We start from the raw sequence: 1,307 nt of genomic DNA, 5'->3' as shown, positions 1-1,307 counted from the left end.
CGCGGTCTTGTCCGTTTGCTGCTCCCCCTCCATGGATTTGTCGAAACTTAATCAATCGGTCCTTTTCATAGCAAGTTAATAAGGGGTCACTGAGAGCGGCACTCGGGCTGTTTTTGATGGCCTGCAGAACCGCCTCTGTTACCGCCGGGTCGTTGCTTGCCGTCTGCTGAATGTAATCCTGTTCAGTTGCCATGAACCGCCTCCTCGATCAATTGAAATTCAGTTTTGAAAATTCGTTTTACCTTCGCGTCCCATCCAATAAACTTGTCAAATTCAGTGTTGCTTTCCTCCCCCGCCACCTCGATGCCGCAGTATTTCGGCAGCATGCGCTTGTAGAAACGGGCACCGACCCAGTTGATCTGAGAATCGTAGTGCAGGGCACGCTGCTTGGCGTTGCGCAGGCGCATCAGCGGCGAAGGGTGCTCGCGGCTGCCGACGAATTCGGCCCGGGTCTTGACGTACAGCTGCACGTAGGGGTGGTCGCAACGGAATTGCTTCTTAAGGATGACGGCCCTTAAACTATTGTATAAGCTGCTTAAGAGGGCTTCTTGGCGAGCAACTGCAATGAGAGGGTGTTTCTTCAGAACCCTGGTCATGGCCGGATCGGACTGCCACTTGTTGCGCAATTCTTCCAGCCAAGCGATCAATCGCTGTTGCCGTTCGATGTGTTTAGGCATCTGCGCCATTGTCCTAGCAGAGCCATTGGCATTTTCCAGATACTGAGACCTGTTCAGGTTGTAATAAAACGCCAGGGCCGGGAAGTTGCGGTAGTACTGTTCATGTTCCATCTGCGCATCGGCGAAGGGCCGGGTCGCCATCCCCTGCAGCGAATCCCAGCAGCGGTCGAGCAGCTTGACCATGTTGGGCGAGTATTTGCGCCGGTCTCCATCCCAGGTCTCGCGCAGGGTGCGGGTGTAGGGGTAGAGAAACCACAGCTGCTGCCAGACGTAGCGCTCGCCGTCCTGTTTCGGCAGCAGTTTTGTCCCGTCCTCGAAAATCTTCTCCTGCAGGGCGTTCAGCGGCCAGAGCACGACGATGTCCGGGTGGATGAAGCGGGTCAAAAGGGCGCGAAAACCGTACAGTACCTGCCCGGCGACAAAGTATTCCTTGGCATCGAGATGGGCGTTGTCCTCCCCCATCCACTGCTGCCGCTGCTGGATGTAGAAACCGAGGTGGTAGACAAAAAAGACGATGAGCACGAAACAGAGCGCCTTTTTGCGCCTGTCCGGCTCGAAGATGAGTCTATCCAGCGCCGTCCGCTTCAGCTTGCGCCCCTGGCCGGCGAACATGTGGCGGATGATCGAGCG

The 1,307-nt window shown here is 56.1% G+C and carries 2 protein-coding genes; both read right to left on the bottom strand.

Annotated features, from left to right (window positions below; translation table 11 throughout):
- Positions 1 to 193: hypothetical protein (locus tag B5V00_RS16780; RefSeq protein WP_139800824.1), on the bottom strand; the 193-nt coding region annotated here is incomplete at its 3' end.
- The coding region (locus tag B5V00_RS17270) for a hypothetical protein (RefSeq protein ID WP_172399797.1) at positions 183 to 1,307 on the bottom strand (1,125 nt) is incomplete at its 5' end. The genes B5V00_RS17270 and B5V00_RS16780, both read right to left, overlap by 11 nt.

This window comes from Geothermobacter hydrogeniphilus, assembly GCF_002093115.1.
Taxonomy (GTDB): domain Bacteria; phylum Desulfobacterota; class Desulfuromonadia; order Desulfuromonadales; family Geothermobacteraceae; genus Geothermobacter_A; species Geothermobacter_A hydrogeniphilus.
This window is presented reverse-complemented; position numbering and strand designations above follow the sequence as displayed.